Annotated in this window: 24 protein-coding genes; 22 read left to right on the forward strand and 2 right to left on the reverse strand. The window is 49.6% G+C overall.

Going from position 1 to position 26782, the window contains the following annotated elements:
* The first annotated feature begins 48 nt into the window (after positions 1–48).
* The 19 genes from ABEA66_RS02180 to ABEA66_RS02270 all read left to right on the forward strand — a co-directional run bounded on the left by ABEA66_RS02180 (position 49) and on the right by ABEA66_RS02270 (position 21201).
* Positions 49–1248: an ABC transporter substrate-binding protein gene (locus ABEA66_RS02180; RefSeq protein ID WP_345585642.1), complete on the forward strand. Its 1200-nt coding sequence runs from the start codon at positions 49–51 to the stop codon at positions 1246–1248.
* A gap of 92 nt (positions 1249–1340) precedes the next feature.
* Positions 1341–2564 carry an ABC transporter substrate-binding protein gene (locus tag ABEA66_RS02185; protein ID WP_179136139.1) on the forward strand — a complete coding sequence of 408 codons (1224 nt, stop codon included), beginning with the start codon at positions 1341–1343 and terminating at the stop codon, positions 2562–2564.
* Between the two features lie 30 nt (positions 2565–2594).
* On the forward strand, positions 2595–3806 hold the full coding sequence (locus tag ABEA66_RS02190) for an ABC transporter substrate-binding protein (protein ID WP_345585646.1): 1212 nt from the start codon (positions 2595–2597) through the stop codon (positions 3804–3806).
* A 29-nt stretch (positions 3807–3835) separates the two neighbouring features.
* Entirely contained in the window at positions 3836–4735 is a 900-nt protein-coding gene (locus tag ABEA66_RS02195) for a sugar phosphate isomerase/epimerase family protein (RefSeq protein WP_079912499.1), read from the forward strand.
* A gap of 29 nt (positions 4736–4764) precedes the next feature.
* A complete protein-coding gene (locus ABEA66_RS02200) occupies positions 4765–6603 on the forward strand; it encodes an ABC transporter permease (RefSeq protein WP_345585649.1) in 1839 nt (612 codons plus the stop codon).
* Position 6604: 1 nt separating this feature from the next.
* Complete coding sequence (locus tag ABEA66_RS02205) at positions 6605–7744, forward strand: ABC transporter ATP-binding protein (protein ID WP_192702106.1); 1140 nt, start codon at positions 6605–6607, stop codon at positions 7742–7744.
* Positions 7745–7785: 41 nt separating this feature from the next.
* Positions 7786–8550 (forward strand): MgtC/SapB family protein, encoded by a 765-nt coding sequence (locus tag ABEA66_RS02210; RefSeq protein WP_179136148.1) that lies wholly within the window; start codon positions 7786–7788, stop codon positions 8548–8550.
* Positions 8551–8573: 23 nt separating this feature from the next.
* Entirely contained in the window at positions 8574–9389 is an 816-nt protein-coding gene (locus ABEA66_RS02215) for an HAD family hydrolase (RefSeq protein ID WP_345585653.1), read from the forward strand.
* Entirely contained in the window at positions 9386–10195 is an 810-nt protein-coding gene (locus ABEA66_RS02220) for an inositol monophosphatase family protein (protein WP_345585655.1), read from the forward strand. Before ABEA66_RS02215 ends, ABEA66_RS02220 begins: the two co-directional genes overlap by 4 nt.
* 326 nt (positions 10196–10521) lie before the next feature.
* Positions 10522–12564 (forward strand): carbohydrate-binding protein, encoded by a 2043-nt coding sequence (locus ABEA66_RS02225; RefSeq protein WP_345585657.1) that lies wholly within the window; start codon positions 10522–10524, stop codon positions 12562–12564.
* A 345-nt stretch (positions 12565–12909) separates the two neighbouring features.
* The gene (locus tag ABEA66_RS02230) at positions 12910–13869 is read left to right on the forward strand and encodes an AraC family transcriptional regulator (protein WP_345585659.1); all 960 of its coding nucleotides are present in this window, start codon (positions 12910–12912) and stop codon (positions 13867–13869) included.
* Positions 13870–14220: 351 nt separating this feature from the next.
* Positions 14221–15120, forward strand: coding sequence for an SDR family oxidoreductase (locus ABEA66_RS02235; protein WP_079912506.1), 900 nt, complete (start codon positions 14221–14223; stop codon positions 15118–15120).
* A 239-nt stretch (positions 15121–15359) separates the two neighbouring features.
* A complete protein-coding gene (locus ABEA66_RS02240; protein ID WP_345585663.1) occupies positions 15360–16841 on the forward strand; it encodes a copper amine oxidase N-terminal domain-containing protein in 1482 nt (493 codons plus the stop codon).
* Between the two features lie 53 nt (positions 16842–16894).
* On the forward strand, positions 16895–17353 hold the full coding sequence (locus tag ABEA66_RS02245) for a GNAT family N-acetyltransferase (protein WP_345585665.1): 459 nt from the start codon (positions 16895–16897) through the stop codon (positions 17351–17353).
* 170 nt (positions 17354–17523) lie between these two features.
* Positions 17524–18612: an MBL fold metallo-hydrolase gene (locus ABEA66_RS02250; protein WP_345585667.1), complete on the forward strand. Its 1089-nt coding sequence runs from the start codon at positions 17524–17526 to the stop codon at positions 18610–18612.
* Positions 18613–18717: 105 nt separating this feature from the next.
* A complete protein-coding gene (locus ABEA66_RS02255; RefSeq protein WP_345585669.1) occupies positions 18718–18897 on the forward strand; it encodes a hypothetical protein in 180 nt (59 codons plus the stop codon).
* A 201-nt stretch (positions 18898–19098) separates the two neighbouring features.
* Entirely contained in the window at positions 19099–19431 is a 333-nt protein-coding gene (locus tag ABEA66_RS02260; RefSeq protein ID WP_345585671.1) for an antibiotic biosynthesis monooxygenase family protein, read from the forward strand.
* A 178-nt stretch (positions 19432–19609) separates the two neighbouring features.
* Positions 19610–20713, forward strand: a complete 1104-nt coding sequence (locus ABEA66_RS02265) for a hypothetical protein (RefSeq protein WP_345585673.1) — start codon at positions 19610–19612, stop codon at positions 20711–20713.
* Positions 20659–21201, forward strand: a complete 543-nt coding sequence (locus ABEA66_RS02270) for a copper amine oxidase N-terminal domain-containing protein (protein WP_345585674.1) — start codon at positions 20659–20661, stop codon at positions 21199–21201. Before ABEA66_RS02265 ends, ABEA66_RS02270 begins: the two co-directional genes overlap by 55 nt.
* 93 nt (positions 21202–21294) lie before the next feature.
* Here ABEA66_RS02270 and gap read toward each other — a convergent pair whose 3' ends face one another.
* Entirely contained in the window at positions 21295–22305 is a 1011-nt protein-coding gene (gap, locus tag ABEA66_RS02275; protein ID WP_345585676.1) for a type I glyceraldehyde-3-phosphate dehydrogenase, read from the reverse strand.
* A 481-nt stretch (positions 22306–22786) separates the two neighbouring features.
* Here gap and ABEA66_RS02280 point away from each other — a divergent pair, with 481 nt between their 5' ends.
* The gene (locus ABEA66_RS02280; protein ID WP_345585678.1) at positions 22787–23248 is read left to right on the forward strand and encodes a hypothetical protein; all 462 of its coding nucleotides are present in this window, start codon (positions 22787–22789) and stop codon (positions 23246–23248) included.
* A 350-nt stretch (positions 23249–23598) separates the two neighbouring features.
* On the opposite strand, the gene ABEA66_RS02285 is transcribed toward ABEA66_RS02280, so the two are convergent.
* Positions 23599–24387: an S-layer homology domain-containing protein gene (locus ABEA66_RS02285; RefSeq protein ID WP_345585680.1), complete on the reverse strand. Its 789-nt coding sequence runs from the start codon at positions 24385–24387 to the stop codon at positions 23599–23601.
* 244 nt (positions 24388–24631) lie between these two features.
* On the opposite strand from ABEA66_RS02285, the gene ABEA66_RS02290 reads away from it, so the two are divergent.
* Positions 24632–25918 carry a hypothetical protein gene (locus ABEA66_RS02290; protein WP_345585682.1) on the forward strand — a complete coding sequence of 429 codons (1287 nt, stop codon included), beginning with the start codon at positions 24632–24634 and terminating at the stop codon, positions 25916–25918.
* Between the two features lie 372 nt (positions 25919–26290).
* On the forward strand, positions 26291–26755 hold the full coding sequence (locus tag ABEA66_RS02295) for a DinB family protein (RefSeq protein ID WP_345585684.1): 465 nt from the start codon (positions 26291–26293) through the stop codon (positions 26753–26755).
* The last annotated feature ends 27 nt before the right edge of the window (positions 26756–26782 follow it).

Genomic DNA, 26782 nt, shown 5'->3' on the forward strand with positions numbered 1-26782 from the left:
CGCTTAATCGAACAGCTGTTGGCACAATATTAAAAAGGGGGTTATCCCATGGGGAAGACAGCAAGCCGAACAACCATCGCTTTGCTGCTGAGCTCGGTCCTGTTAGCCGTAAGCGGCTGCGGGGGGACGACGGGCAGTAAAGGCAATGCTGCAAACGGAGATTCGGGCAACGCAGCCGGTTGGGCGGAGAAGGCGGGACTGAATAAGACAGAGACTTCGGCAGAGCTCTACGCCAAGGCAAAGGAGGAAGGCTCGGTCGTATTGTACTCCATGTCGAGCCGTGTCAGCGATGTCAAGGACTCCTTCGAGGCCAAATATCCGGGTGTGAAGGTAGAGGCCTATAATATCAGCTCGGTCGATATGCTGGAGAAGCTGGTCCGGGAGCATGGCGCTGGCATTTATAATGCGGACGTTATTTTCACCAAGGATACGGGCGGCACGTTCACGATGGAGCTGCTCAAAAAAGGCATCGTCCATAAATATATGCCGAGCGATCTTGTGGGCAAAATGGTGGAGCCTTATAAAACGCAGGTCGACGGCTTCGTTCCTTATGTCGAAGTGAGAGGAATCTTCTATAACTCCGAAGTATACAAAACGCCTCCGATCACGAACTGGTGGGATCTTACGACGCCGGAATGGAAGGGACGCCTAATGATCAGCGATCCGATGAAGTCGGCGGATACGATGGACCTGTTCCTGGCCTTCGTCCAGAATGCGGACGACATGAAGCAGGCTTACAAGGAGAAATTCGGTAAGGACATTGAACTGAACGGTTCGCCCAATGCCGGATATGAATTCATTCGCCGTCTGGCCAAGAATGACCTGATCCTGACCAATTCAGGCGGGGATATTGTCAAAGCGGTCGGCAAAACAGGGCAGACGAAGCCGCCTGTCGGGCTGGCGGTCTCCACCAAGCTGCGTGAAGCGCAGGGCCAGGGGCTCAAGCTCGGCGTCTCCTACGATATTAAGCCGAAGGTGTCCCATGTGGAGCAGGCGCTCCTGTATATCGGGGATCAGTCGAAGCATCCGAATGCGGCGAAGCTGCTCATCCGCTGGATGGCCGGAGAAGCGGACGGCAACGGGGATGGCTTGAAGCCGTTCAATATTTGGGGAGCCTGGCCGACGCGGTCGGACGTCAAGCAGGTGGAGGATTTGCCGCTTGCGAAGCTGAACGTATGGAAATACGACCCGGTCTTCTACTATGAGAATTCGCCTAAGGTCCGCGACTTCTGGCTGAAGCAGCAGTAGGGAACGAATATCCTTTCTGAAAGAAACAATTATTGCAAACGCTATCATCGATGAATATGCCTGCAAATTATGAAACGGGAGGCTTCATCATAATGAGGACAAAGCGCAAAGCGGTTACCGCGCTGCTGGTTTCGTTTACGATGCTGTTCATGCTTGCTGCCTGCAATTCAGGCAACGGAACCGGAGGTCAAGGCTCGGGCGGAGACGGGAAGCAGGGGGCGGCAACGAATATTCAGGCAGCCAATGAATGGGCGGAGAAGAACGGGCTGAACAAGACGGAGACTGTCGACGAGCTGTACGCCAAGGCGAAGCAGGAAGGGAAGGTTGTCGTCTATTCCCAATCCAGCCGGATTAAGGATGTTAAGGCGACCTTCGAGGCCAAATATCCGGGTGTTAAGGTAGAGGCCTTCAACTTGTCGACCAATGATATTGTCGAGAAGGTCATTCGGGAGCAGGCGGCAGGTATTTACAATGCGGACGTCATCTTCGTTAAGGACGCCAGCGGAGCCGTATCGACGGAGCTCACATCCAAGAAGCTGGTTCATAAATATGTGCCTTCAGATTTATCGGAGAAGATGGTTGAGCCTTACAAAAGCAAGAGCAGCGGGCTTGTGCCGTACTTCAGCCTGCGAGCGATCTTTTACAACACGGACGTGTACAAAACATCTCCGATTACGAACTGGTGGGATTTGACCCTGCCGGAATGGAAGGGCAAGGTGCTGCTGAACGATCCGATCGATTCGGCCGATATGATGGATCTGTTCCTGGCCATGGTCCAGCACGCCGACGAAATGAAGCAGGCTTATAAGGACAAATTCGGCAAGGATATCGTGCTCGAAGGTACGGAAAACGCCGGCTACGAATTTATCAAGCGCTTCCTGAAAAATGACCCGGTCCTGATGAAATCAAGCGACGAGGTCGTGGAAGCCGTAGGCGCAACTAGCCAAGGCAAGCCGCCTATCGGGATCGGCGCCTCCAGCAAGCTGAGGGATGTCGTGGAGAAGAACCTGAACATTGCCGCCACCTATGACGTGAAGCCCCGCATTTCCGTTGTCGGGCCGTCCTACTTGTATGTGGCCGATAAAGCGCCTAATGTCAACGCCGCCAAGCTGATGATTCGCTGGATGGCAGGGGAAGCCGACGGCAAGAGCGACGGGTTCAAGCCCTTCAATGTTATGGGCTCGTGGTCGACCCGAACCGATAACGGACGGACCGACCAGCTGCCGATCGATAAGCTCCATGTGTGGGATTACGACTCCGACTTTTTCTATAAAAATTATGTGAAGTTCAGGGAGTTTTGGCTCAAAATGCAGTGAGTAACTCATTTAGGAAAGCAGGGGAAATCCATGAAAAAAGCGAGGACGACTTGCGCTCTGCTAGCAGCCTTCAGCATAGTAATCGCAGCGTGCAGCACTTCAACCCCCAAAGCTTCAACAGATCCCGCAGCCAATAGAGGAGCAGCAGCCGCATCAGGACAGGGTAAATCGGAGTGGGCGGAGCAGAACGGCTTGTACAAGACGGAAACGGTAGATGAGCTGTATGAGAAAGCGAAAAAAGAAGGCAAGGTGACGGTGTACTCCACTTCAGGGCGCATTAATGATGTAGAAAAGACGTTCGAGGCCAAGTACCCCGGCATTCAGGTCGAGGCGTTCGATCTGAAATCCAACGTCATCATGGATAAGGTCATTCGGGAGCAGGCTGCAGGCATCTTTAATGCCGATCTGGTCTTGACCAAGGAAGTGGGCGGCGGCATCGAGGAGGAGCTGGTCAAGAAAGGCATGCTGTTCAAATACCTCCCGGATGATATCGCAAAGCATATTTACGAGCCTTGGCGCAGCAAAGGAATCGCCTTCGTTCCCTACCTGGAATTCCGCACGCTGTTCTACAATACTGAGCAGAATAAGACGCCTCCGGTGAACAACTGGTGGGATTTGACGACGCCGGAGTGGAAGAACCGGGTGCTGATGGTCGATCCGATGCAGTCACCGACTCAAATGGATATGTTTGTAGGGTTCGTCGTCAATTCAGATGAAATGGCCAAAGCGTACAAAGAAAAGTTCGGTACGGACATCGTCTTGAACGGGACGCCTAACGCCGGCTACGAATTTTTGCAGCGCTTCTATAAAAATGTCATCCTCGTAAAATCAAGCGGCGACGGTCAAGATGCCGTAGGCAAAGCGGCGCCGAACAAGCCGGCTCCCGTGTTCATCGGGGTGTCGGGAGATATTCGCAAAATGGCCGCCAAGGGCTTGAAGGCCGATATCATTTGGGATATGAAGCCGAGGCTGTCGGTCGTAGACGAAGGCTTGCTGTTCGTAGGCAACAAGGCGCCTCATCCGAATGCGGCGAAGCTGCTGCTGCGCTGGATGGCCGGGGAAGCGGACGGCAAGGGAGAGGGAACGGCGCCGTTCAACGAAGTCGGCTCCTGGATGACCCGCGACGATGTGAAGCATAAGAACAGCAAAAACATTAACGAGCTGAACGTATGGCAGTACGACAGCGAGAAGTTCTACAAGGTCTATCAGGACGTCGTCAATTTCTGGATTAAAAATCAGTAAGTTCACACCATCGAAACGGAGTGTTGCCCATGTTAGGTTTTTCGATTCAAAGCCCTGTATTTCTTGGAAAAGCAAGCAAGGACAGTCCCAACGATCTGATCGCCCATTATGACCGGGTGGAGCATTTGCTGGATGCGCTCAAGTCGAGCGGAGTCGGCTCTATCGAAATCCGGATTCTCCCGCGGGGAGCGGACGAGTGGGCCTATCGCGATCTGATCCAGACGATATGGGATATCGGGCTTCAGGTGACGATTCACGGACACGTAGCGGGGGAGCATCCAGGCTCCCGGTTCGCGGAAATTTATCCTTCGATGAGCTATGTGCTGAAGCATTTTCACAAGTATCAGGACAGCCTGACGATGGCGCTGCACGCCTTCGATGCCAAGACGGGCTCGGAGGAGGAGCTTCACCGCCAAACGGTTGAGCTGCTGCGCGATTGGGTCGGCATGATTGACGCCGAGCAGCTTCCGCTTCGCATCGGCATTGAGAATAACCGCAAAAAATCGAGCAAGGTTGACCCCGGCGATTCAATCGAGGGTGTCCTCCGAATCGTGAACGAGGTGAACAGCCCTCATGTCGGCATTACATGGGATATGGGCCATTTCTACTCGAATCTGCTGGATGTCCGCGGCTTGAAGGAGCTGCCGGAGGAGCCGCTGCTGGACCTGCCTCCCGCGGAATTCCTACAAAAGGCTATCCATACGCATATTCACGGCATGGGAGCTACAGGGACCCATAATCCTCTGACACGCAGGAACAGCCTTCCTCTGGAGCATTATGTATCCGCCCTTCAGCAAGCGGGGTATCAAGGGATTTATAACCTGGAGCTCACGATGAACAAATTCGATCAAGACCAGTCGCTGTGCGCGCATGTCCTTGATTCGGTCAGACGACTGCAGGCGGCAGCATTACTCGAATCGACAACATAACAGCCATGGACTGTAAAGGGGTGTAAGTGGTGAACAATATCGAATATTCAGGCACGTCGGCTCCCAAGTACTCGATGACCCGCGCCGTCAATCTGGTAAAAGGCTTTTTCACGAATCCGTTATATTTGATCAGTACCATCGCCATTCTGTTTCTTGGCTACACTATTGTCATTCCCATGTGGGAAATTGTATCGCACACCTTTACATGGCATCCCGAGGACATTCGATCGAAACCGGGAGCCGTGCCGGGTGAACTGACGCTGAATCACTGGCTTCACGTGCTGTACAGCGATATCAGTCAATCGATCTTTTACAAGCCGTTATTGAACTCCTTCAATATCGCCGTATTCGTCTCGATCTTCTCGATGATCATCGGTGGCGGCCTGGCGTGGCTAGTAACCCGGACGGATCTTCCGTACAAAAAGGCCTGGGCGTTCCTGGCCATTATTCCTTACATGCTGCCGTCCTGGATCAAGTCGTTCGCCTGGCTGATCGTGTTCAAGAATGACCGGGTCGGCGGGACGCAGGGGATGCTCCAGTACGTCTTCGGCATCAACCCTCCGGATTGGATATCGTATGGCTTTCTGCCGATCTCCATCGTGCTCGTTGCCCACTACTACACGTTCTTTTATCTGCTTATCGCGGTATCGCTCAGCTCGATCAACAGCAGCCTGGAGGAGACCGCCGATATATTGGGAGCAAGCCGGTTTACGATTCTCAGAAAAATTACGTTTCCGCTGGTGCTTCCGGCTATTTTGTCCGCATTGATTCTAACGTTCTCCAAAAGTATGGGCACGTTCGGTGCGGCTGCATTTCTTGGTCTTCCGGTCAAATACTACACGATCGCTACGATGCTTTACGGCAGCATGAAGAACCGGATGATCTCCGACGCATACGTCTTGAGCTTGATCCTGATCATCATCTCGTCGTTGACTATCTATTTCAACCAGAGGGCTATCGGCAAGCGCAAAAGCTACGCGACGATCGGGGGCAAGGATTCGAGGAAAAATCTGAATCCGCTCGGTCGCTGGAAAATTCCGGCCGTCGCCGCCGTCTTCCTGTTCATGTTCTCTGCGGGCATCTTCCCGCTGCTGCTTCTTTTGTGGCAGACCTTCATGCTGCAGGACGGAAATTACAGTCTCAGTAACTTGACCACACACTATTGGTTCGGGGATTCGGACTTCTCCATCGCTTCCGGCGAGGTCGGAATTTTGAAGAGCGACACGATCTGGCTGGGCTTAAAAAATTCTTTACAAATCGCATTGCTGGCAGCATCAATCGCGGCTATAATGGGTTTAATATTCGGATATGTCATCTCCAAAGGGAGGAAATCTCTTTCCGGAAAATTGGTAGAGCAGCTGTCATTCATGCCTTACCTGATCCCGGGCATATCCTTCGCCGCCATTTATTTATCCATGTTCGCACAGCCGCACTTACTGCTTCCTGCCTTGTACGGAACCTTATCCATCGTCATCCTGATTACTATCGTCAAAGAGCTGCCGTTCGCAACCCGGTCGGGTACGAGCACTATGCTGCAGATCAGCGGTGAGCTGGAGGAAGCGGCCAAGCTGCACGGAGCCTCCTGGTTCCGGCGATTCTTCAACATCATGATGCCGCTGAGCCGCAAAGGCCTTATAAGCGCTTTCCTGCTCCTGTTTATCAGCGCCATGAAGGAGCTGGATCTGATCATCCTGCTCGTGACGCCGAAGACGAGTACCTTGACGACACTGACGTTCCGTTACGCGGAAAAAGGGTACCAGCAGTTTGCAGATGCCATCGTTATCATTATTATCGCAATTATATTGATTACGAATTTTGTTGCGACGAAATACGGCAAAGCCGATCTTTCGAAGGGCATAGGAGGATAATATGAGCGGAATCCAACTGAGCAAGATTAATAAATACTTCGACAACAATCATATACTGAAGGATCTGGATTTGTTTATCGAGGACGGCGATTTCATGACGCTGCTCGGGCCTTCCGGCTGCGGCAAGACGACGACCCTCCGCGTCATTACCGGATTGGAGAATCCGGAGGGCGGGATCCTGACGATCAACGGCAAGGAAATGGTCAACGGAGCCAAGGGCTATTATGCGCCCCCCTCCAAACGCGGCTTGAATCTTGTATTCCAAAGCTATGCTTTGTGGCCGCATATGACGGTCTTCGATAATGTGGCCTTCGGCCTCAGCATTAACAAAACGCCGAAAGCAGACATTCGCGGCAAGGTGGAAAGCGCGCTGGAGAAGATGCGGATCAGCCAGTACAAGGACCGCTATCCGTCCGAGCTGTCCGGCGGTCAGCAGCAGCGGGTCGCCATTGCAAGGGCGATTGTGACCGAGCCGAGAATTTTGCTTCTCGATGAGCCTCTCTCCAATCTGGACGCGAAGCTGCGTCTTGAAATGAGGGCGGAGCTGAAACGGCTGCACCGCGAGTTGAAGACGACGATTATTTACGTGACTCACGATCAGGTAGAGGCTTTGACCATGTCGACCAAGATCGCCATCTTTTTCGAGGGCAATCTCGTGCAGGTCGACACGCCAAGGAATATTTATCGTCATCCGGTCGATTTGCGGGTCGCGGATTTTATCGGCAATCCCAAGATCAATTTCATTGATGCCGACGCATCGTATCATAACGGCAACTTGATGGCGGATTCGGAGCTCGGCACCATGGTGATCCCCGGCGTTCAGCCTGTCTCGGGCAAGGCCGTACTGGCCGTATATCCTGAGGACATCCGCATATCGCCGGACAAAACCGATGGCGCGTTTCCTTTAAGCATCTATTCGGTCATGCCGGCCGGCTCGGAGACGCTGATTCAGCTGACGACCCGCGGAGACAATCTCCTGCTGGCGAAGGTGATCGGCGAGCTGGACTATCCCGTCGGCAAGACGGTGTGGGTAACCATCCCGCAGGAGAAGGTCAACGTGTACGACAAGGAGACGGGAAGACTGATTCCCCGAGCAAGCGATGCTGTGCCGAACAATGAACTGAAGCGTAATATTATTTAGAGAAACATAAATTACAGGGCTGGGAGAGAAAGACATTGACAATGGTAAGCGGAAGCGTATGGGAAATTACCCATTGGGAGCTGGTGCTCCGGATGATATTAGCCGTTGTATTGGGCGGTCTGATCGGAATAGAGAGGGAATACAGCAATCATGCAGCAGGGTTTCGTACCCATATTCTGGTTTGTGTCGGATCAGCGACGATCATGCTGCTGTCCATCTACGGCTTTTCCCAGTTTGTCAATGAAACGAATGTTCGTACGGACCCTGCCCGTCTGGCGGCACAGGTCATCAGCGGCATCGGCTTCCTGGGAGCAGGCGCTATTCTGCGCAACGGCAACATGATCAAGGGCTTGACGACAGCCGCTTCGGTATGGGTTGTGGCGGCCATCGGCCTGAGCGTGGGAGCGGGCTTCTACACAGGCGCATTCTTCTGTACCTTTCTCGTGCTGATCAGCTTGTTCTTGCTGAACAAATGGGAGAAGCATCTGATGAGAAACCGCAGATACCACGAGGTCGAGATCCAGATCATCGATAAGCCGGGGACGCTGGGCCGCATAGCCTCTATCTTCGGAGATCATGATGTGCAGATTGCCAACTTGAAAATGATGCCCGACGAGCATACGTCCAGCGACAGCTCCGCTTCGCCGCCCATGAACCTGCATTTTAGCCTGAAAATGAAAAAGCAGGAGCAGCTCGTCTCCGCTATGGAGCAGATTGCTGCTATGGACGTTGTTATTTCTTTGGAATCCCAGCTGCTTCAAGGCCTGAAAACGAATGGAAGTAAAGAAAATTCGCTTTCCATATAAAACAGACAGGGTGGCTGGAACATGTGAAAAAAATAATACTCATTTCCGATTTGGACGGAACCTTATTGAATCAAACGCATCAAATCAGTCCCGAGAATGAAAATGCCATCAGGCGGTTTAAGGAAATGGGCGGTCTGTTTACTTTAGCGACCGGACGGATGGAGGCTGCAGTAGAGCCCTTCATACAAAAGCTTGGTATCGACGTGCCCGTTATCCTATATAATGGAGCCAAGATTGTGGATCCGGTAACCAAAAAGGTGCTGTATGAAAAGCAGCTGACCATTCCGCTTTCGTTATGGTCCCGATTCATGGCTTCCCTCACTGAGGCCGACGATATGGCGCTGCTTGTGTACCGGGACGGCCAAGTGTATGCGCCGGTACGCAATGCGGTACTGGAAAAGCACGAGAAGAAGGACGGGGTCGTATGTCTGCCCTTCACTGACGACCTCATAGCCGGTCCCGTCACCAAGGTGATGATCATCAGCGACTCGGTCCAGAAGGCCAATGAGCTGGAGCAAGCCGTTCTGAACAGCGGTTTGCCCTGCGAGATGGTCTATTCGGAATCCAATTATTTGGAAATTTTGCCGCAACATGCGACCAAAGGAACCGCTCTGGAAGAGCTGGTCAGGATACTGCAAATCGACCAGCCGTACACCATAGCGGTAGGTGACAACCTGAATGATCTGGCGATGATCCGGCAGGCCGATCTCGGCTATGCGGTTGAAAATGCCCACCCTCAATTGGCCGCCGCCGCTGATGCGGTGACCGTGCATCATGAACGGCATGCCATTGCCGCCATCATTGGAGATTATATCGAAAAGAGGAGAGAGCTGGCATGAGCTATGTGGAAACGGCAGGCAGAATAGCGAGAGAAGCGGGACGAATGATCCACTCCCGAATGGATACGGACTTCTCTACCGAGCAGAAGAGCTCCGTCTTCGATGTCGTCACGGAAGTGGATAAAGCCTCGGAGCAGCTCATAAGGCAGCGCTTGAAGGAAGCTTACCCGGAGCACGGTTTCCTTGGAGAGGAGGAATCGTTCGCTCATGCGGGAGAGCTGGAAGAGCGGTTGGAGCAGGCCAAGAAGGAGCCCTTCGTCTGGATCGTCGATCCAATTGATGGAACGAATAATTACGTGCAGGGCATCCCGGGCTTTACGGTTTCCATAGCGTTGGCTTGTTACGGCGAGCTTAGAGCCGGAGTTATTTACGATCCGTGCCGGGACGAGATCTTCTGGGCGGAGAAGGGAAAAGGCGCCTTTAGGAACGGCAGCCCGATTACAGTATCGAATGCGGCAGAACTGGCGCAAACGGTAGTAGGGACCGGTTTCCCGTCCAAGGCGGCAAACCGGCAAGCGGTGATGACAAGCCTTCAGGAGATAGCCCCTCAATGCCGCTCCATCCGGTCGCTGGGCTCTGCAGCCCTGCATCTGGCGTATGTGGCTTCCGGCAAGCTGGGCGCGTTCTGGGAATACGGACTTAACGCGTGGGACGTTGCGGCAGGGGTGCTTATTATAGAAGAAGCCGGTGGAAGAGTCACGGATACCCTGGGGAATCCGTATCAATTGAGCGTGAAGCATATTGTCGGAAGCAACGGCGGCGTTCACGATGCGCTGTTAAAGCCGATGATTCCGCTGGGATTATAGCTAATGGGCCGGCCTGCTGGGAGCAGGCCGGTTTTTATAAATTTCGGGGCTCCCCGCAAAGTACCTGAATCAGCTTCGAAGCCAAGGCCCCACTTTGTGGGGTTATTTTTGTATTTATGTAGTAAGCTATCGGCTTGTTGCCAAATTTTATACTTTCATGTATCTTATACTATATTAATTATTTCCAAATTCCCCATCAAGAGGAATACACCATAGAGAATATTGGAAGCGCTTTTAAGAATGGGGGCGATGACATTAATATCGTGTAATTCGTGCAATGCAAAATGAATTTATGAGGCAGATTACTCTTAAGGAGGAGCTACGACTTGATTAAAAAAATCTTAAGCAGCATGGCGTTAGGTAGTCTACTAGTAACTTCATCTTTCGTTGGTGCGGGCGGCACAGCGGAGGCGGCGGTGATCACTTCCATACCTAACTCGACTAAGGTGGAGAAAAACTATGACAGCAGCTTTTTAACGGTTCCCGGCTATGCATCTTTAGGAGTTAAGGATAGAAGCAGCTATATAGGAACCTCTTATTATCGTACGGTCAGCAATGGAAGAGAGTTTTTGCAAGCCATCTCGGATGCGAGCAGCGGCGCAGTCAAAGTTATTGAAATTACCGATGATATCCACCTAGGATGGACTGAATTAGCTCTCGATTCAACGGAAAGGTCTAAATACAGTTTTATTACAAAATACCCGAATCCATCGAACGGATTTACAAATCCGCTGTTAATCGAATCCGGAGTATCCAAATTAAGCATAGCCAATATAGAAGGACTAACGATTTTCTCTACTTCAGGCAAGACAATTAAGCATGCCGAAATAAAATTACAGGCGTCCGTCAATGATATCGTAATAAGAAATCTCAATTTTGACGAGATGTGGCAGTGGGATGACTCCGGAAAGCATAAGGAGGTAGGCTGGTCCTTTATCAAGGTCAATGGCGCTAATAACGTTTGGATAGACCATTGCAAGTTTTCTATAGCGGCCGATGGAATGATAGATTTGGAGAATGGCGCATCCAACGTCACTTTTTCCTGGAATGAATTCGGACTAGCAGCTGATCCGAATCCAACGGTAAGCAGCTCTGTTTATCAATCTATCGATTATATGGAGCAAAAATATATAGCAGGCACATTGGACCCGATAAACAGCGTTTATTATAAAATGCGTAATGAAGGCGCTACCAAAAATCAGATTATGGCTTATGCCGCATACCACTCGAAAGTTCATTTGTCAGGCTCCGGCGATAAAGATTATACGAACTACGTCGGTCCTAACGGCGTTGAAATTAAAGACGGGAATCAAAGAATTCGACTGACTTTAGCGTATAACAGCTATAAGAATGTCGGACAACGCTTGCCCATGATTCGTCAAGGCACCGGGCACATCTTCAATAACTATTTTGATAATTCCACTCATCAGAATGCATTGGATAGCGTTGAGGCTATTGCCAAATACGGCGGGGATAAATTATCTCGCGGAGTCAATGCAAGGAACGGTGCTTCCATAGCGGCAGACACGAATGTATATAATGCATTTAACGAACCGCTGATTGGTGCCGAACGCCAAGGTGACGATACGGCTAATATGAACGCACCTTTTGACATGCTATTCCAAAATGCAATGAACCATAGTCTCATTGTCAATTCAACAGTAACCAACAGCAGCGGCACTTATACAGGCAGCAGCTGGGATAATAATGGCGATAATGCGTTTACCAAAGGAATAACCTGGTATGACAAATCTACTATCGGGAAATGGGCTTGGTCTTCTCATATCGACGGGGTAGAAAACATGAGTAAAATGAACCCGCCGACTACACCGTTTACGTTTACCTACCGGTATGACGAGCAATTGCCTTATGTTTATCAAACCTTCCCTCTGTCCAGCGTTGTACCGACAGTCAATCAAAACGCGGGAGTTTCCAAGATTACTCTCAGTAAGGAAGCCTGGCTCAAAACAAACTATAACACGGATGCCTATTCGACGATAGAAGCAGAAAATTACAACGACATGTCAGGCATTAAGGTTGAATCAAGCACTAAAGGTGGCCAGATTGTTGGAAATATTCATGAGGGGGATTACATCGGATTTCGTAATGTTCAATTTGGAATGACAGGACCAACCCAATTTGTTGCAAATGTGGCTTCCAAAAAAGAAGGAAACATTGAGATTAGACTGGATAGCCCGACAGGCACTTTAGTAGGCACTTGTCCGGTAACGGACACCGGCGGCTGGGATACGTGGGAGGCACAATCTTGTACCATCAACGGTCCTACAGGCACTCACGATGTTTATCTGAAGTTTACAGGAAAAAGAGGATTTATATTCAATATCGACTGGTTCAAGTTTATACAGTAACATAACAGCCAAACTAAGCCCCCGTAACCGTACGGGGGCTTTAGTTGTCAGAAGAATTAAACCTTTCTAAACCAGGCAAGGGCCAGCAACAGAAAATTCTAGTTTAGACGAACTTCACATGATATCTTTAGAGTACATCATAAACGATCTCGTTCGTAATTATTTACTACATGCTCACCAAATCGCTATTTCCATGGAAGTAAAGCGAATGGTTGCTCTGATCCTACTGAACACCCTCCCTGGGAGGCCCTGCAAAACCAGTCCTATTGGTTAGAACCTATCAAATTAGTCGGAATTATTGGATCTTTTAACCAAAATATTTGAATAAAATGGAGGTGCGAAACGATGAAGATGCTAAATGAAAATTCGCTTCCAATGGCGCAAGGTAACGCCGACGAGTCGCTGGATGCAGAAATCGGCCGTCTGGCACGCCTGATCCACACCTATACTCCTCATGACGGCACCTTTAGCCAGCGCATCCCCGGTTTGCACGTCTGTCGCTATTCACGAGTAAACGTTGACTGTGTGAGAACCTTCGACTCACCCTCTCTGTTAATCGTTGCACAAGGGGCAAAGGTCATCACTGTGGGGCAGGAGGTCTATCAGTTCGGCCGGGCGCATATGCTCATGTTCCCCGTTGCCCTGCCGATTGCTGTGAAGACTACACATGCCAGTTATTCCGAACCATTCCTGAGTGTTAAGCTGAACCTTGACCCGCAAAGGATTGCTGAGTTGGCACTGAAAGTATATCCCCAGGGCCTGCCTATCGTTCGTAATTGGAGCGCCGGTTACGTCATTAACGCCGACTTAGGCATGGTCAAAGCTGTGACGAGGCTAGTGGAGTGTCTCTCCAATCCCAGCGATGCTGAATTGCTTGCCCCTCTCGTGATGGATGAGATTTTGATACGAGTCCTGCGCAGCCCCTTCGGTGTTCATATCGCTGAAAGTTGTTTTACGGATTCGGTCGTGCAGAGGGTTGTGAGGACGATTGCCTGGCTCCGCGACAACTTCTCCCAGCAGATGAAGGTTACAGACTTGGCCAAGATGGTACATATGAGCGAGTCCTCGTTTCACGAGCATTTTAAGGCAGTCACTTCAATGAGTCCGCTGCAATACCAAAAAGCGCTGCGCCTTCATGAAGCGAGGCGTCTGATGGTTTCCAACTCCATGGATGCGAACACCGCCTGCCGGCTGGTGGGGTATGTGAGTACCTCTCAATTTAGCCGGGATTACAGCCGTTTTTTCGGAAGCCCGCCAAGGAAAGACGTCGCCAGATTGCGTCAACAAACGCAAATGTCGGAATGACCATAACTGGGGAGAGCTCTGCATTCCTGCAACAGCCTTAATTGCCCGAGGCATTTACGGCCTCCTGCTATTCCTGTTCAGCCCGCGGCCGTAAGGCTTGGCGGGCTATCTTTTTTATCACCTGAATACAAGCCTTATCGGATGATCACACCTACAGATTAATCCATGAGCGGTCAGAGGTCAGGGGTGTGTTCTGGAGGATTAGACAAGAAGTGACGAGGAACAGGCAAAGATCCGGGTGGGATGCAGACTATAATGGGTTTATTCTTGGGGCCGGCGGTGTTAATCGTTATGCTCGCCGCGGGTGATCCAAGTAAATCTACAGCTCAACAACTTAAGGAGGGCTTCATTATGCGTATTTTTGTTACAGGGGCGACGGGCTTCATCGGTTCCGCCGTCGTCCGCGAACTTATCGATGCAGGGCATCAGGTAATCGGCCTTGCCCGCTCAGACAAGGCTGCCGAGTCGCTGACAGCAGTCGGGGCTGAGGTACACCGTGGTGCCCTCGACGACCTCGACAGCCTGCATAAGGGCGCTGCCGCAGCAGACGGCGTCATTCACTTAGGCTTCAAGACGGACTTCTCGGACTTCGCCGGTGCAGTCGCAACCGATCTGCGAGCCGTAGAGACGTTAGGTGCGGCGCTCGAGGGCTCCTACAAGCCATTCGTGTTCACCTCGGGAACTTTGTTGGTCGCATGGTCGACCCCACCGGGGCTACTCGGAACGGAAGAGATCGCGGTCAATGCCGAAGTGCCTCGGGGAGCAGCGGAGAACGCGGTGATCGCTCTGGCGGAGCGTGGAGTACGATCATCGGTCGTCCGTCTTGCACCGTCTGTACACGGCCCGGGCGATCATGGTTTCGTCCCGATGCTGATCGACCTTGCTCGCAACAAGGGCGTCTCCGCCTACATCGGCGACGGTTCCAACCGCTGGCCGGCCGTTCATCGCCTCGATGCGGCGCGTCTGTACCGCCTCGCCGTTGAATCTGCACCGGCCGGCTCACGGCTGCACGGGGTCGGCGAGGAAGGTGTGCCATTCCGTGACATCGCAGCCGCCATCGGCCGTCACCTAAACCTGCCAGTGGTCAGTATACCCCGCGAAGAGGCAGAAGCCCACTTCGGCTTTCTCGGCGCCTTCACGTCGTCCGACAACCCGATGTCGAGTGCGCTGACCCAGTCACGATTGGGCTGGCGGCCAATGCATCCCGCATTGATCCCGGATATCGAACAGGGACACTACTTCAATAACTGAACCCATTAACACTATCTGAGTCTAAGTGGAAGGAAGTCCGTTTGACGGTAGTTCAAAAAATGATCAGGGACAGTTTAGAACTTATTTTCCTGTTCTAGATTGTCCCTGATTTTATATTGGAGTCAGTGCATAGCCATTTTCCCCAATAGAGTCAATCAAACGATTCAAGAAGGAATTTACTGGAGCACAAAGAATAGGAAGGGTATAACTCTCATCATAAAGGAGATTTCATCTTACCCATGAAGAAGAAAACATACGCTTTGAAATTAACCATTGCGCTAACAATAGCTGCTGTCGGTTTATCGGCTACGCCGGACATGACAAAAGCCAGTGCAGATAACAGGGCAGAGATGGGGGCGCTTCCGGCCATTTCCTCCGAAGCTATAACCGTACAAGTGGATGGCAGCCCGTTAGTGCTTGAACAGCCGCCGATCATTAGGAACGGAAGTACACTTGTTCCACTCCGAAGCATATTCGAAAGGCTGGGAGCGGAGGTTGAATGGGACGGCAATACCTCGACGGTGACGGCAAGGAAGGGCCAGAATGTCATTCGCCTTACGGTGGGATCGGGAACGGCTGCCTTGAATGAAAAGGAGATATTCCTAGAAGCTCCGCCTGTCATTGTTAATGGAAATACGATGGTCCCCGTTCGTTTTATCGCAGAGTCTCTTGGTGCGAAGGTCGATTGGGAGTCCGATACAAGAACGGTCCGGATCACACAGACCGAAGGAGGTACGGCCAAGCCGCCAGTTTCACCCCAAGTATCCGTCGATAAGATCGTCACCGGCACCTTTACGTATCCTTGGTACAATCCGTTAAACAACGGCACGGCTGAAGTGACCAAACTCGATGACGGACGTTATCATCTGCATGTTTCGGTCGTTCACGGGTTCAGCCACAACTTAGGGGAGTTGGACTCCGACTTCACATATGACGGCGAAAACTTTGTATTTTCTGACCCCGAATACAGCAAGGTTACGATGACGTTTACGGAAAATTCCATTACTATCGATTATCCGGGCTATGGATTCGGAGGATTTAATGCCGAACCTAAAGGAACATTTTACCTGCATAATTCGGGTATTCATGATGCCCCTTTTCTAACGAAGCTGTACACCCGTTTACAACTTCCCGATGTGTATCGGAACGGCTTCTCCGATGTGTTTACCTATTATATAGACAGCACGAAGGTAGCACTGCTTGTCCGGTCCTACAGCACGATGGACCGCAACAAGGTCATTAGCGAGAATTTGGCCATCTATGATACGAACACGCAAACGATTGAGCCGCTTGGGGAAATCCAAAGCTATAACAAGCAGGAGCTTGGCAAAAAGCTTGCCGCTCTTTCCTTGAGCGAGGAATTCATATATGAGGTTCTGAACAAAGAGTACGCCGATCGCTTCATTGAATTGCAAATGGAGAGATTTGACAACGGGGACCTGACATTAGGCGCCCCCGATCAGTTTCAGCTGACGGAGGAAGAAGCTTTCTACATCGTCACAGGGGAAAAGAAGACAACCGCTGCCTCCCATAATGTCCGCGACCAGGACAACAACGGACCTATATATCGGTCGGAGGTTGATCATTCCGATGCTGATAGCGTCACAATCCATATATTTGAGCTGGTTCGCCATAATCCTAACGACGAACATACCGCAACTATCGACTGGCTTGAAGTGAACCGCTCCAACGGTAGGGTGAAGAGTATCTTATTTGAATAAATGAACGACTCACTCAGAAGAGTTCAGAATGAGTCAAGAAAGGTGTATTTTTGATGGACACTCAAATTGAAAGAGCCTTTATATCGGATGCTGAAAAAATCCTCTTATTGCAAAAAGCGGCTTATAGGAGCGAAGCTGAACTATACAACGATTACAGTATTGAACCCCTTGTTCAGACTCTCGAACAGCTGCAAGAACAGTTTGAAGACCACGTGGTACTCAAAGCTGTAGTTTCTGATACCATCATTGGTTCTGTTAGAGCAATTGAGCAAGACGGAACGTGTTACATTGGCAAACTCCTGGTGGATCCAAACCATCAAAATAAAGGTGTAGGAAAAAAGTTAATGTATGCTATAGAAGGGTGCTTCCCCAATTCTCGTTATGAGTTGTTTACGGGGAGCAAGAGCGAAAAGAATATCGCCCTATACGAGAAGCTAGGATATAAAGCCTTTAAAGAGCGCTTGATATCCCATGATTTCAGCTTGGTGTACCTCGAAAAGAAAGGCACTTAGGATTTTGAACTATTGGGGTATAGTTGCAGGTTTTAATTTTTGCTCCCACCCGACAAATGACGGTTAATTGCTTGAAGGTCAAGAGACGTTTTTTCAAAATTGATTATGGAGACTTGTGAAAGTAAAATATTTAATATCAAGCATCAAAAGGAAGGGATTGCGGGGAAAAAATGATCTATTTTTTGATATTTTTATTTGCTTTATGTGCTGCAGCATTGTTTATAAACATGCACCCAGTATTTGGTGGAAACCCAAGCAGCGAGCAGAAAGAACGATACACTAAGTTTGATAATTATGTTAATGGGAAGTTTGTCAATCAGGTGCCTACCAAGATGGATATAAGTGTATATGATTACTTCTCAATGATTAGGGATTCTATTTCGGGTAGTAAAGACCGTAAGCCTGACGGTCAATTGCCCGTTTCCAAAATTGATTGGAACCGAATCCAAAGCGAAGAAGATAGTTTAACTTGGTTTGGGCATTCTACTTTTTTACTCAGTCTCGATAATAAAAAGATACTTGTCGATCCGATGCTTGGGCCGGTAGCGTCACCTGTTTCTTTCGTCGGAAGCAAACGCTACAGTGAAGATATGCTGCATATTATTGATGAAATACCGCTTATTGATGCGGTTTTTATTACCCATGATCATTACGACCATTTAGATTATCCATCTATACGTAAGCTGAGGGACAAGGTTGGTCATTTCTTCGTTCCTTGCGGCGTGAGTGCACATTTGATCCGTTGGGGAGTTGCAAAGGAAAGGATCACAGAATTCAATTGGTGGGACGAAACGGAGTTCAAAGGGTTAACCATTGCTTTGACTCCATCCAAACACTTCTCGGGAAGAGGGCTTTTTAACCGAAATACAACTTTATGGGGCGGTTGGGTCATAATTGGAAAACGAACCCGTTTCTATACTAGTGGAGATGGGGGGTATGGTGCACATTTTAAAGAAATTGGGGAAAAGTACGGGCCATTTGATATTGCCCTAATGGAAGGAGGTCAATATGACCGGCGCTGGCCTTGGGTTCATATGACACCCGAAGAGGCTGTAGAGGCTCATGTAGATGTAAACGGGAAAAATATGATGCTCATACATTGGGGTGCCTTTACTCTTGCTTATCATGGCTGGAAAGAACCTATAGAACGTGCATTGGTAGAGGCGTTAAAAGCAAATGTGAGTCTTGTTGCCCCTCCAATTGGCGAGAGTATCCATTTAAACGGAGAGCTAGCAGCTGCTTATCCATGGTGGAAATAATCCCTCCTTATACGATATGTATGCTAAGAAAGGCTCTTCACTGCCGTACGCATTCCGCCGGATTCCCATGCAGAGGAATTGGTCAAGCGATTGGAGGATCGGAGAGTGGACGTGTTTCTGTCCGATCAGCAGTTCCTGTCCTCCTTCCCCAAGCTGAACTTGCTGCGTCTCAGCATCATTCGGACCGATGAGCGTGATATAGAAGAAGGCATCCGCGTCATTGCCGAAGAACTGGAGCGTGCCCGATTTACAAGCAGTTCCCCTAAGCCAATCTTTCGGCTATGATACTACTTATTACGGGATGAGAGGGAAGCGACCATATTTAAGATCAGTACTTTTACCAAACCAAGCTAGGTTTTAGCCTAGCAAGATGGGTTTGTGTAGCAAATAGCTTCAACAAATTTATTTGCCGATGGTGAATTTCCAGCCCCTTATTCAAAGCAGCTTCTTAATCGAATGAATCCAAACCTAATGCAGGAGGAACTCATGAGCGGAATTGCAAAAACTCCCCAGCCGCCTTACTATGCGGTTATTTTTACATCCGAGCTTACAGCCGGAGATCATGGATACGGACAAATGGCAGACAAGATGGTTGAACTGGCTTCCACACAGCCGGGTTTTTTGGGTATAGAAAGCAGTGTCCGTGATCAAGGGGGGCTGGGCATCACAGTTTCCTACTGGGAATCCCTAGAATCAATAAAAAATTGGAAGGACCATGCCCTGCACAAAGTTGCTCAGGAAAAGGGAAAAGCGGTTTGGTATCAACGATTTGGTCTAAGAGTGTGTAAGGTCGAGCGGGATAATTTCTTTGAAATGTAATCCGTCATCCAGCAATAATTGCAGCGAAATTGATTGCAGCGGCAGTCTAGGACTTAGCTCTCGTCCATGGCTGCCGCTATTCTTTGTCCGGAGGTTAGCGGCCGGGGAAACTCTATGAATCTCATAAAAACTACTTGCTAGAAGTAATATTTTCCATTTATAGTAGGAGAGATCATAGATGAAGAGGGGGATGACATTGATGTATGGTTGGAGCAAGAGGGGAATCGTTGCACTGTTGGTCGCGCTGCTTGTGCTGGCAGGCTGTCAACCGGTCGACGGATTTGACCCGGTGAAGCTGTTTGATCAGGAAATGGGGCTTGAATCCTATGAAGGGTCCACTTCTCTGAAGTTTGAATTTGATATAGACTCCGATAAGTTTAGCAAAACGGATGAGCTCGGGATTGGCTATCCGAGGCCTTATCTGGAGGGCTACGAGCTGTTAAACGGCTTGGAGCTTCGCTTGAACGAGATGAAGGTGAATAAGAAGTCTGGTACCGTTTCCGGTAAAGGCTTGCTGACCAAGGCTCAGCTTCAAATCCCGTTTGAATATTCGGTGCAAGGGGATAAGGCGGTTGTTCAAATGGAGGGTGCACGGCATCCGATTACCTTACAGCTTGGAACGCTTTCTGATGAGCTGCCTTACCGCGTGAGTAAATGGATGCAGTTGGGCAGGGCATCGACGCCGTTATCTGAAGCGGTCAGCGAGCGTGAACGCGATTTGACGAAGAAGGGGCTTCAGCTGTTGGTCCGCAATCTGCCGAATACGGATAGCCTGTCTATTCAGCGCAATCAGGTAGTTGAGGTCCATGGCAGCCAAGCGACAGGAACAACCGTGGCTTTTGATGTTATGGGTACCCAGATGCCGGACCTGTTCAAGAAATACTTACGCTCACTAACCTTGGATGATAAAGGGCTGCGGGAGCTGGCGGGCAGCTTGTACGACTACCTCAAGGATGAGGAAGCGCTCGGGGGCCGTTACCAGGAATGGTTTACCGATAAAGAAATTTCGGTAGAAGGCATTTATGGTGCCGAGAAGTTTCTACTTGCTACACTGTCTTCCATCGTAACAGCGAAGCAGCAGGAGATTCATATTTCTCCGGATACGAAGGTGCATCTCGATATGTTCGTGGACCCGCAGCAGTTTGTAAGAAAAGCAAGCTTGAACGTCCAGTTCAAAGATGAGATCGGCGGACTTAAGGGCGGGAAGGTACAGTTCCAGATGGAGCGTTGGAATATGAATGGCTGGTTCAGCCTTCGGCTCTCGCCTCGCAGGATGCGATAGATATCGCCCAGCTTGGTACTCCGGAGGCGTTCATGGAGCAGGTGGATGAAAACTCCGCATTGTATACGTTCTTGAAGCGTGATTTGAAAATAACGCGCAAGCAGTTCATCCTGTGGCTGATGGAAAAGACCGAATTCGATACGATGGCAGAAGAAATGTACGATTATGATTATTTGCCGTCTTATGGCTTTACCTCTGATGATGTAGCTTATGGACAAGCGCGTGAAATAGCCGAGAAGCTGGGCTATAAAGCGGAATGGGGTAGCGAGAGCAGCAGCGTCGTGATCCATACAGGCAAGAAGGAAATCCGCTTTACGCCAAATAGTGCGACGGCTCTTGTCAACGGCCAACAGGTCGATATGGGTCATGAGGCGCTATTCATCCATGGAGTCTATTATGTGCCGGTTCGTTTCCTCGTCGAGCAGCTGGACGGAGAAATTCACTGGAATCCGGATGAGCCTTTCATGCTTACAGTGACCAAAAATTGATGGGCTTTCCAGCGGCCACATAATGATGACAGCGGGACCTTAGGGTCCCGCTGTTTTTTTGCAGGACAGAAATCGGCCTTCCTACGTCGCGAGTTATAAGCCTTTTTTAGCAATGTACTGAGCAAGATTAACTACACGATTGGAGAAACCCCATTCATTATCATACCAGGAGAGGACCTTTACCATCGTACCATCGGTTACTAATGTAGACAGGGCGTCTACAATAGAGGAGCGGTCATCCCCTTGATAATCAATGGAAACCAGAGGCAGCTCACTGTAACCGAGAATACCCTTCATGGAGCCTTCAGACGCTTCCCTGAGCGCATGATTGACATCATCGACAGTAACCTCTTTGGATACTTCAACGTTTAAGTCAACAATACAGACGACTGGAGTGGGCACGCGCAGAGAGTAGCCATTGAGCTTCCCTTTGAGCTCCGGCAGCACGGAACCAATAGCTTTGGCTGCACCTGTTGAAGTAGGAATCATGGAAACGGCCGCCGCCCGCGCGCGTCTTAAGTCGGAATGAGGCTGATCCTGAATATGCTGATCGTTCGTGTAGGCATGGACGGTTGTCATCAGGCCATGTTTAATTCCAAATTGATCATGGAGCACTTTAACAAGGGGAGCTAGAGCATTTGTCGTGCAGGAAGCATTTGCAATGACATGATGCTCTTCGGAAATGTACTTTTCTTCATTTACGCCCATGACGATGGTAATATCTTCATTCGTTGCAGGCGCCGAAATAATGACCTTTTTCGCTCCTCCCCCCGTAATATGCCCTTCTGCCTTGGCCTTATCTGTAAATCTTCCCGTCGATTCAATGACGATTTCAACTCCAAGATCTTTCCATGGGAGCTGTGAAGGTTCTCGTTCAGCCAATACAGTGATTTTGCGGCCATTCACATAAATATGACCGCCCGACGCAGTGACCTGCGCCGACAATTCACCTTGGTTGGAATCAAATTTCAGCAGATGGGCTAACGTTTCAGCGTTAGTCAGATCGTTTACAGCTACAACCTCGATTTCCGAATGATTTAATGCTGCCCGAAACACATTACGACCAATACGGCCAAATCCATTAATTCCAATTTTGACTGTCATACCATTACCTCCATTTTTTATTATTATTTCAAGGCAAATACGGTGATTTGCCGAGAAAACAGCATAGGGATATTTTAAGTCCATATAAGACAAATTATGTCCCACTAGGGTGTGAAATGATCCATTCAAATGATCCGAACATTTGCATAAGGGACAATTATTGTCCCTATAAGACAAATTACGTCCCGGTTAGCTTATGAACAAATCACTAAAGCAACTGCTTTATCCAAATGTAACTTAAAATTCACTTGCTGTCTACTCCCATCTGTATCATATTTTAAAATTTCATTTCCTTAAAAGAGCAGGTGGCTTTCAAAGGGAAATTTGTAAATAATGGATAATTTGCGTCGAAAGCAGCAACTATCTCCCTTGTCTGACGTATTTTAAAGAGAATAAGGTGACCACAGAGGAGGCGGGAACAATAGGAGCAGCGGCGATAATCATGAACGGGCTTGCACTCATTTTAGGAGTCATATTTGGAGTGCTGCTTTATAATTGGAAAAGTAAAGCGGTAAGCAAAAGGGCCGGCTGGATCTGGGCTTGCTCTGTTTTTGCTGGAATTATGATTTTCTTCAACGCCATTATAGGAATCTCCAACCATATGGACGAGAAAAGAATGCAAGAGGCATTTTCCATGCTGGACCAGCAAATGATCAAAGAAGGCAACCCTAACAAGGAATCAGGGGAAAACCTGCGTTTAACCATCAAAACGGCTACTGTAACTAGAACGATCGATCATCATGTGTATGTCGGTAATTTTAATAAAGCTAAAGCCTTCAATGGAAAAGTACATGTCATGCTTTATAAAGATAATAAAATGATCGCAGAAGATACGTCGCTCGAATTTACGCTTATGCCGGGGGAGAAGAAGAAAGTCAACATTTTCAGCGGTCCCAGAAACTATGACTCGTTCAAATGGGAGTGGATCGGTGAGCTGAAATAAGCCGGGCTTCGTCGGCAAAGTGTTTTGTTGCAGGTTATTGGTTTAAGCATTTGCGGAACGGGGCGGGACTGTAGCCCCGATAGTACATACCCTCTACCTTACATTTATTGGGAAGCGACAGTATGATTCATAAAATATGTGCAGAAAATGGGGAGTGGGCTCCGCACTTTGCTCGGTAAGATCGAAGGCTTCCTAGGTGGCTCCAACGATTTCCTTATTAAATTAGAAGTCCTTGATTTCGATGTAAAAATCTTGATGAGAGAGGTAACGTCTCGGGGCAATGTCTCAGGGTGCGGTGCGTCTTAAAGAGACAAGAGCGAGAGGTCAACCCCCGCGCTCCTGTTTTTGGATTACTGAATTGTAGAGTACTGCGCCAGCTTACCATCACCCTTTAGCTGAGTGTACAAGCGGTAGAGGGTTGTGGCGGCTTCGGCTCTCGTGAGTGTTTTGTTCGGGCTGAAGCTTCCCTCATAGGCGGTCATCAGTCCTTCCCTTTGAAGGCTTGCGATCTTCGTGCCAACGATTCCAGAGTAGTCGTCGTCCAGTGCTCCATCCTTAAAGATGATCGGGAACTCGGCGTTCGTGCGGTCGGCGTTCTCATCGAACCGTCCGTCCTTATCGTACCCGCTGACATTCTCGTATACCTTGATGTCGTTCATGCTCCGCAGGGTGTTGTAGATTTCCTTATCGTCCTTCAGCTCATCGTACAGGCCAGGCATCAGTTTGACGGCACCTAGGCGTGTCAGCTCCGTGTTCGGGTGGAAGTACATGCCGCTGTCGTCCCTGCTGTATGTAAAGTACGTGTAGTCCGACATCACTTTCGATACCGAGTCATATGCCCAGTTGGTGGCAGGAATGTCCTTGAACTGGCGGGTATGGGAATCGTTGGTGGCGTACTTATCGAACAAACGGGAGAACATGCTTACGAACTCCGCCTTGGTTACACCTGCGTCAGGATGGAACGTCCCGTCAGAGTATCCGTTGATGACCCCGTGCTCACTCATGAAGTCGATGGCTTTGACCGCCCAGGAGTGTTTTGTCTCACTCACGTCACTGAAGGTTGCCCCTTGTGCGTTCGTGGCTGTCGCTCCGAATACGAGAGATGATGCGATAGTAAGAATAAGAGCGATTTTCTTCATGATGAATCCCTTTCCTTTTCTATTTTGTAGTGGTAGTTTCCACATATTAGCACACAGGCTTGTTTCTCGTAAATGACAGGATATGGTTAATATTGCCTATTGGTTAGGGAGGAAATTTTCCTGTTTAACAAATAATGTGCAGGTTCGTATAGAGCATGCAAGCAGATCTTTAGCAATCTTGAGTCTGTTCAAGGTTGCTTTTTGCTATATACTAATGGGAGAGCATGGAATAAAGAGGAGACAGATGGACGTAATGGACGATGACAAACAGAGACAAGACCGTCATGCGGAATCGATAGATCAAGCTGCAGAGGATGCGGTAACCCGTTATTTGGAGAAAAAACGACGCGCTGAGCAGGCCGCTAATGAGGTGTTCGAACGGTATAGTGCAAGAAAAGAAGAGGCTCGTCAAAGAGCGGAAGCCGTCATTCAGCGGGTCGATGAGACTCGTCGCAACGCTTATGAGCACATGGAACGCCAGGCTGACCGCATCCTGGAACATCGTGAGGCGGAGAGGCATGCCCGTGAGCAGCGCATGGAGCAGTTAATTACTCGCGTCCGCGAAGCGGAGCAGCGGCTGAAGGCAGAGATTGAGCAGAGAGCGGCACTTACGCTGGAAACCGTACAGCTGGCCAAGAGACAATCGCTGGAGCGAATCGAGCGTGAGGCCGAGCAAGCAGCTATGCGTTATATCGAAGCGAAAAAGTCATCGGGCGGAAAGGAAACGGCCTGGATCGATGAGGCGATGGAACGGCTCGAAATGAAGCGGCAGCAGGCGAAGGCGGAGGCGAACCGGTTGGCTGATGAGATTATTGCCCGTGTCCGGGAACTGGAGCGGTTGACGCAGCTTGATGTGCGCGATTGTTCGGCTTATTTGCGGGGAAGAACAGCAGGGATACTCAATGATGCGGACGTAGAGCAGTATGAACCTGGAATTATTGAACGGTTTGGTACCTTTTTAAGTGAAATTTTGGGAAGGCTGGTCTGCGTGCCGTTCGAAATCATAGAAGCATTGACGGGAAACAAAATGATTGGCAGGATTGGCAAGGCTGTCGGAGGCTCCGTTGAGCGTTCCGGTGTAACGGCTGCCAAAGCGGTCCAAGGTGCAGTTGACGTCATTCATGGTGTTATTGATGATGACGACGTGATGATAAGACAAGGTGCCGATAACCTAAAGGAAGCGGGCTCACGCGTCCTGCAAGGGGCGGTGAATACGATTGAACATACAGCCCGCAGCATCGGACATGTTGTCAGCGGCGATCCATCCCGCATGAGTCGCGGGGCGGAGGGATTGCTTACGGCAGCCGCCGTTATTGCAATTCCAACGGGACTAGCCCTGGATTTGGGCGACTTCGACCTTGATCTTGGTGGTGACGATTCCAGCGAGGCAGGCATACATCATGTAGATCCGCATGAGGTAAGTGGTTATACGAGAGCCGATGGGACGGAGGTAGAGCCGTATCACCGTGGCGGAGATGAAGGGTATGACAGAACGAACCCTGACGGAAATCCGGATAATAATTTAGGTTAAATTCACAATACCTATGTATTTGCAAGAAAGAGGTGTCCGAATAGCCAGCTTAGGTGAAGATAGAATTTATAAAATTTCAGGGCTCCGCACAAAGTACCTGAATCTGCATTGAAGGCCATACATAGCCCCACTATTGTGGGGTTATTTAAGTTAAGGGGGCATTCTTTTAAGCGAATGGAAGGTACAGGACTGATTTAGCTTCAAAGGAGTATGTTGCTAAATTACACTCCTCCGGGTTCCTGATCCGATAAATTCTCCAATAATCATTACTGAAACCGATCAATTGCATCGGAATTTCGTGATTGTTGCTCTGGGGTGGCAGAGGTATGCTTTAGATGTGAACAGAACATCCCATAGGAGGAGGATTTAACAATGACACAATCGATTATCCATACAGGAAAAGTGCTTCGTCAGATCGTCATCGGCCAGCTACAGGGAGTAGCGGAGACACAGATGGACATTCAACCGGAGGGCTTCTCTAACACGGTACGCTGGAATATCGGACACATGGTTTATTGGTTGGATAAGTACGCTTCGCTAAGCTTCGGCTTCCCATCTGACATTCCGCCGCAATATGAGGCATTGTTCAACTCCGGAACGAAGCCTTCGGATTGGACAGTGACACCTCCATCGAAGGATGAACTGATTGGGTTGTTAACGGCACAGCTGTCCCGTCTCTCCGAACTGACACCTCAAATGCTCGAGCAGGAGCTGCAATCCCCGTTTGCAATGGGGCCATTTCAATTCAATACGGCCGGCGAATTGTTTAATTTCGCTTTGATGCATGAAGCCATTCACCTCGGGGTTATTTCCAGCCAGCTTAAGCTCGTCAAATAAGCGAATGACCTAACAAGACCCGAATCA

The sequence above is a fragment of the Paenibacillus vulneris genome, assembly GCF_039543185.1.
In the GTDB taxonomy this organism is placed as follows: Bacteria; Bacillota; Bacilli; order Paenibacillales; family NBRC-103111; genus Paenibacillus_S; species Paenibacillus_S vulneris.

Coding starts and splice junctions, on each gene's coding strand:
- ABEA66_RS02180 (WP_345585642.1), top strand. CDS start 49: ATGGGGAAGACAGCAAGCCGAACAACCATCGCTTTGCTGCTGAGCTCG.
- ABEA66_RS02185 (WP_179136139.1), top strand. CDS start 1,341: ATGAGGACAAAGCGCAAAGCGGTTACCGCGCTGCTGGTTTCGTTTACG.
- ABEA66_RS02190 (WP_345585646.1), top strand. CDS start 2,595: ATGAAAAAAGCGAGGACGACTTGCGCTCTGCTAGCAGCCTTCAGCATA.
- ABEA66_RS02195 (WP_079912499.1), top strand. CDS start 3,836: ATGTTAGGTTTTTCGATTCAAAGCCCTGTATTTCTTGGAAAAGCAAGC.
- ABEA66_RS02205 (WP_192702106.1), top strand. CDS start 6,605: ATGAGCGGAATCCAACTGAGCAAGATTAATAAATACTTCGACAACAAT.
- ABEA66_RS02210 (WP_179136148.1), top strand. CDS start 7,786: ATGGTAAGCGGAAGCGTATGGGAAATTACCCATTGGGAGCTGGTGCTC.
- ABEA66_RS02220 (WP_345585655.1), top strand. CDS start 9,386: ATGAGCTATGTGGAAACGGCAGGCAGAATAGCGAGAGAAGCGGGACGA.
- ABEA66_RS02230 (WP_345585659.1), top strand. CDS start 12,910: ATGAAGATGCTAAATGAAAATTCGCTTCCAATGGCGCAAGGTAACGCC.
- ABEA66_RS02235 (WP_079912506.1), top strand. CDS start 14,221: ATGCGTATTTTTGTTACAGGGGCGACGGGCTTCATCGGTTCCGCCGTC.
- ABEA66_RS02240 (WP_345585663.1), top strand. CDS start 15,360: ATGAAGAAGAAAACATACGCTTTGAAATTAACCATTGCGCTAACAATA.
- ABEA66_RS02245 (WP_345585665.1), top strand. CDS start 16,895: ATGGACACTCAAATTGAAAGAGCCTTTATATCGGATGCTGAAAAAATC.
- ABEA66_RS02250 (WP_345585667.1), top strand. CDS start 17,524: ATGATCTATTTTTTGATATTTTTATTTGCTTTATGTGCTGCAGCATTG.
- ABEA66_RS02260 (WP_345585671.1), top strand. CDS start 19,099: ATGAGCGGAATTGCAAAAACTCCCCAGCCGCCTTACTATGCGGTTATT.
- ABEA66_RS02265 (WP_345585673.1), top strand. CDS start 19,610: ATGAAGAGGGGGATGACATTGATGTATGGTTGGAGCAAGAGGGGAATC.
- gap (WP_345585676.1), bottom strand. CDS start 22,305: ATGACAGTCAAAATTGGAATTAATGGATTTGGCCGTATTGGTCGTAAT.
- ABEA66_RS02285 (WP_345585680.1), bottom strand. CDS start 24,387: ATGAAGAAAATCGCTCTTATTCTTACTATCGCATCATCTCTCGTATTC.
- ABEA66_RS02290 (WP_345585682.1), top strand. CDS start 24,632: ATGGACGTAATGGACGATGACAAACAGAGACAAGACCGTCATGCGGAA.
- ABEA66_RS02295 (WP_345585684.1), top strand. CDS start 26,291: ATGACACAATCGATTATCCATACAGGAAAAGTGCTTCGTCAGATCGTC.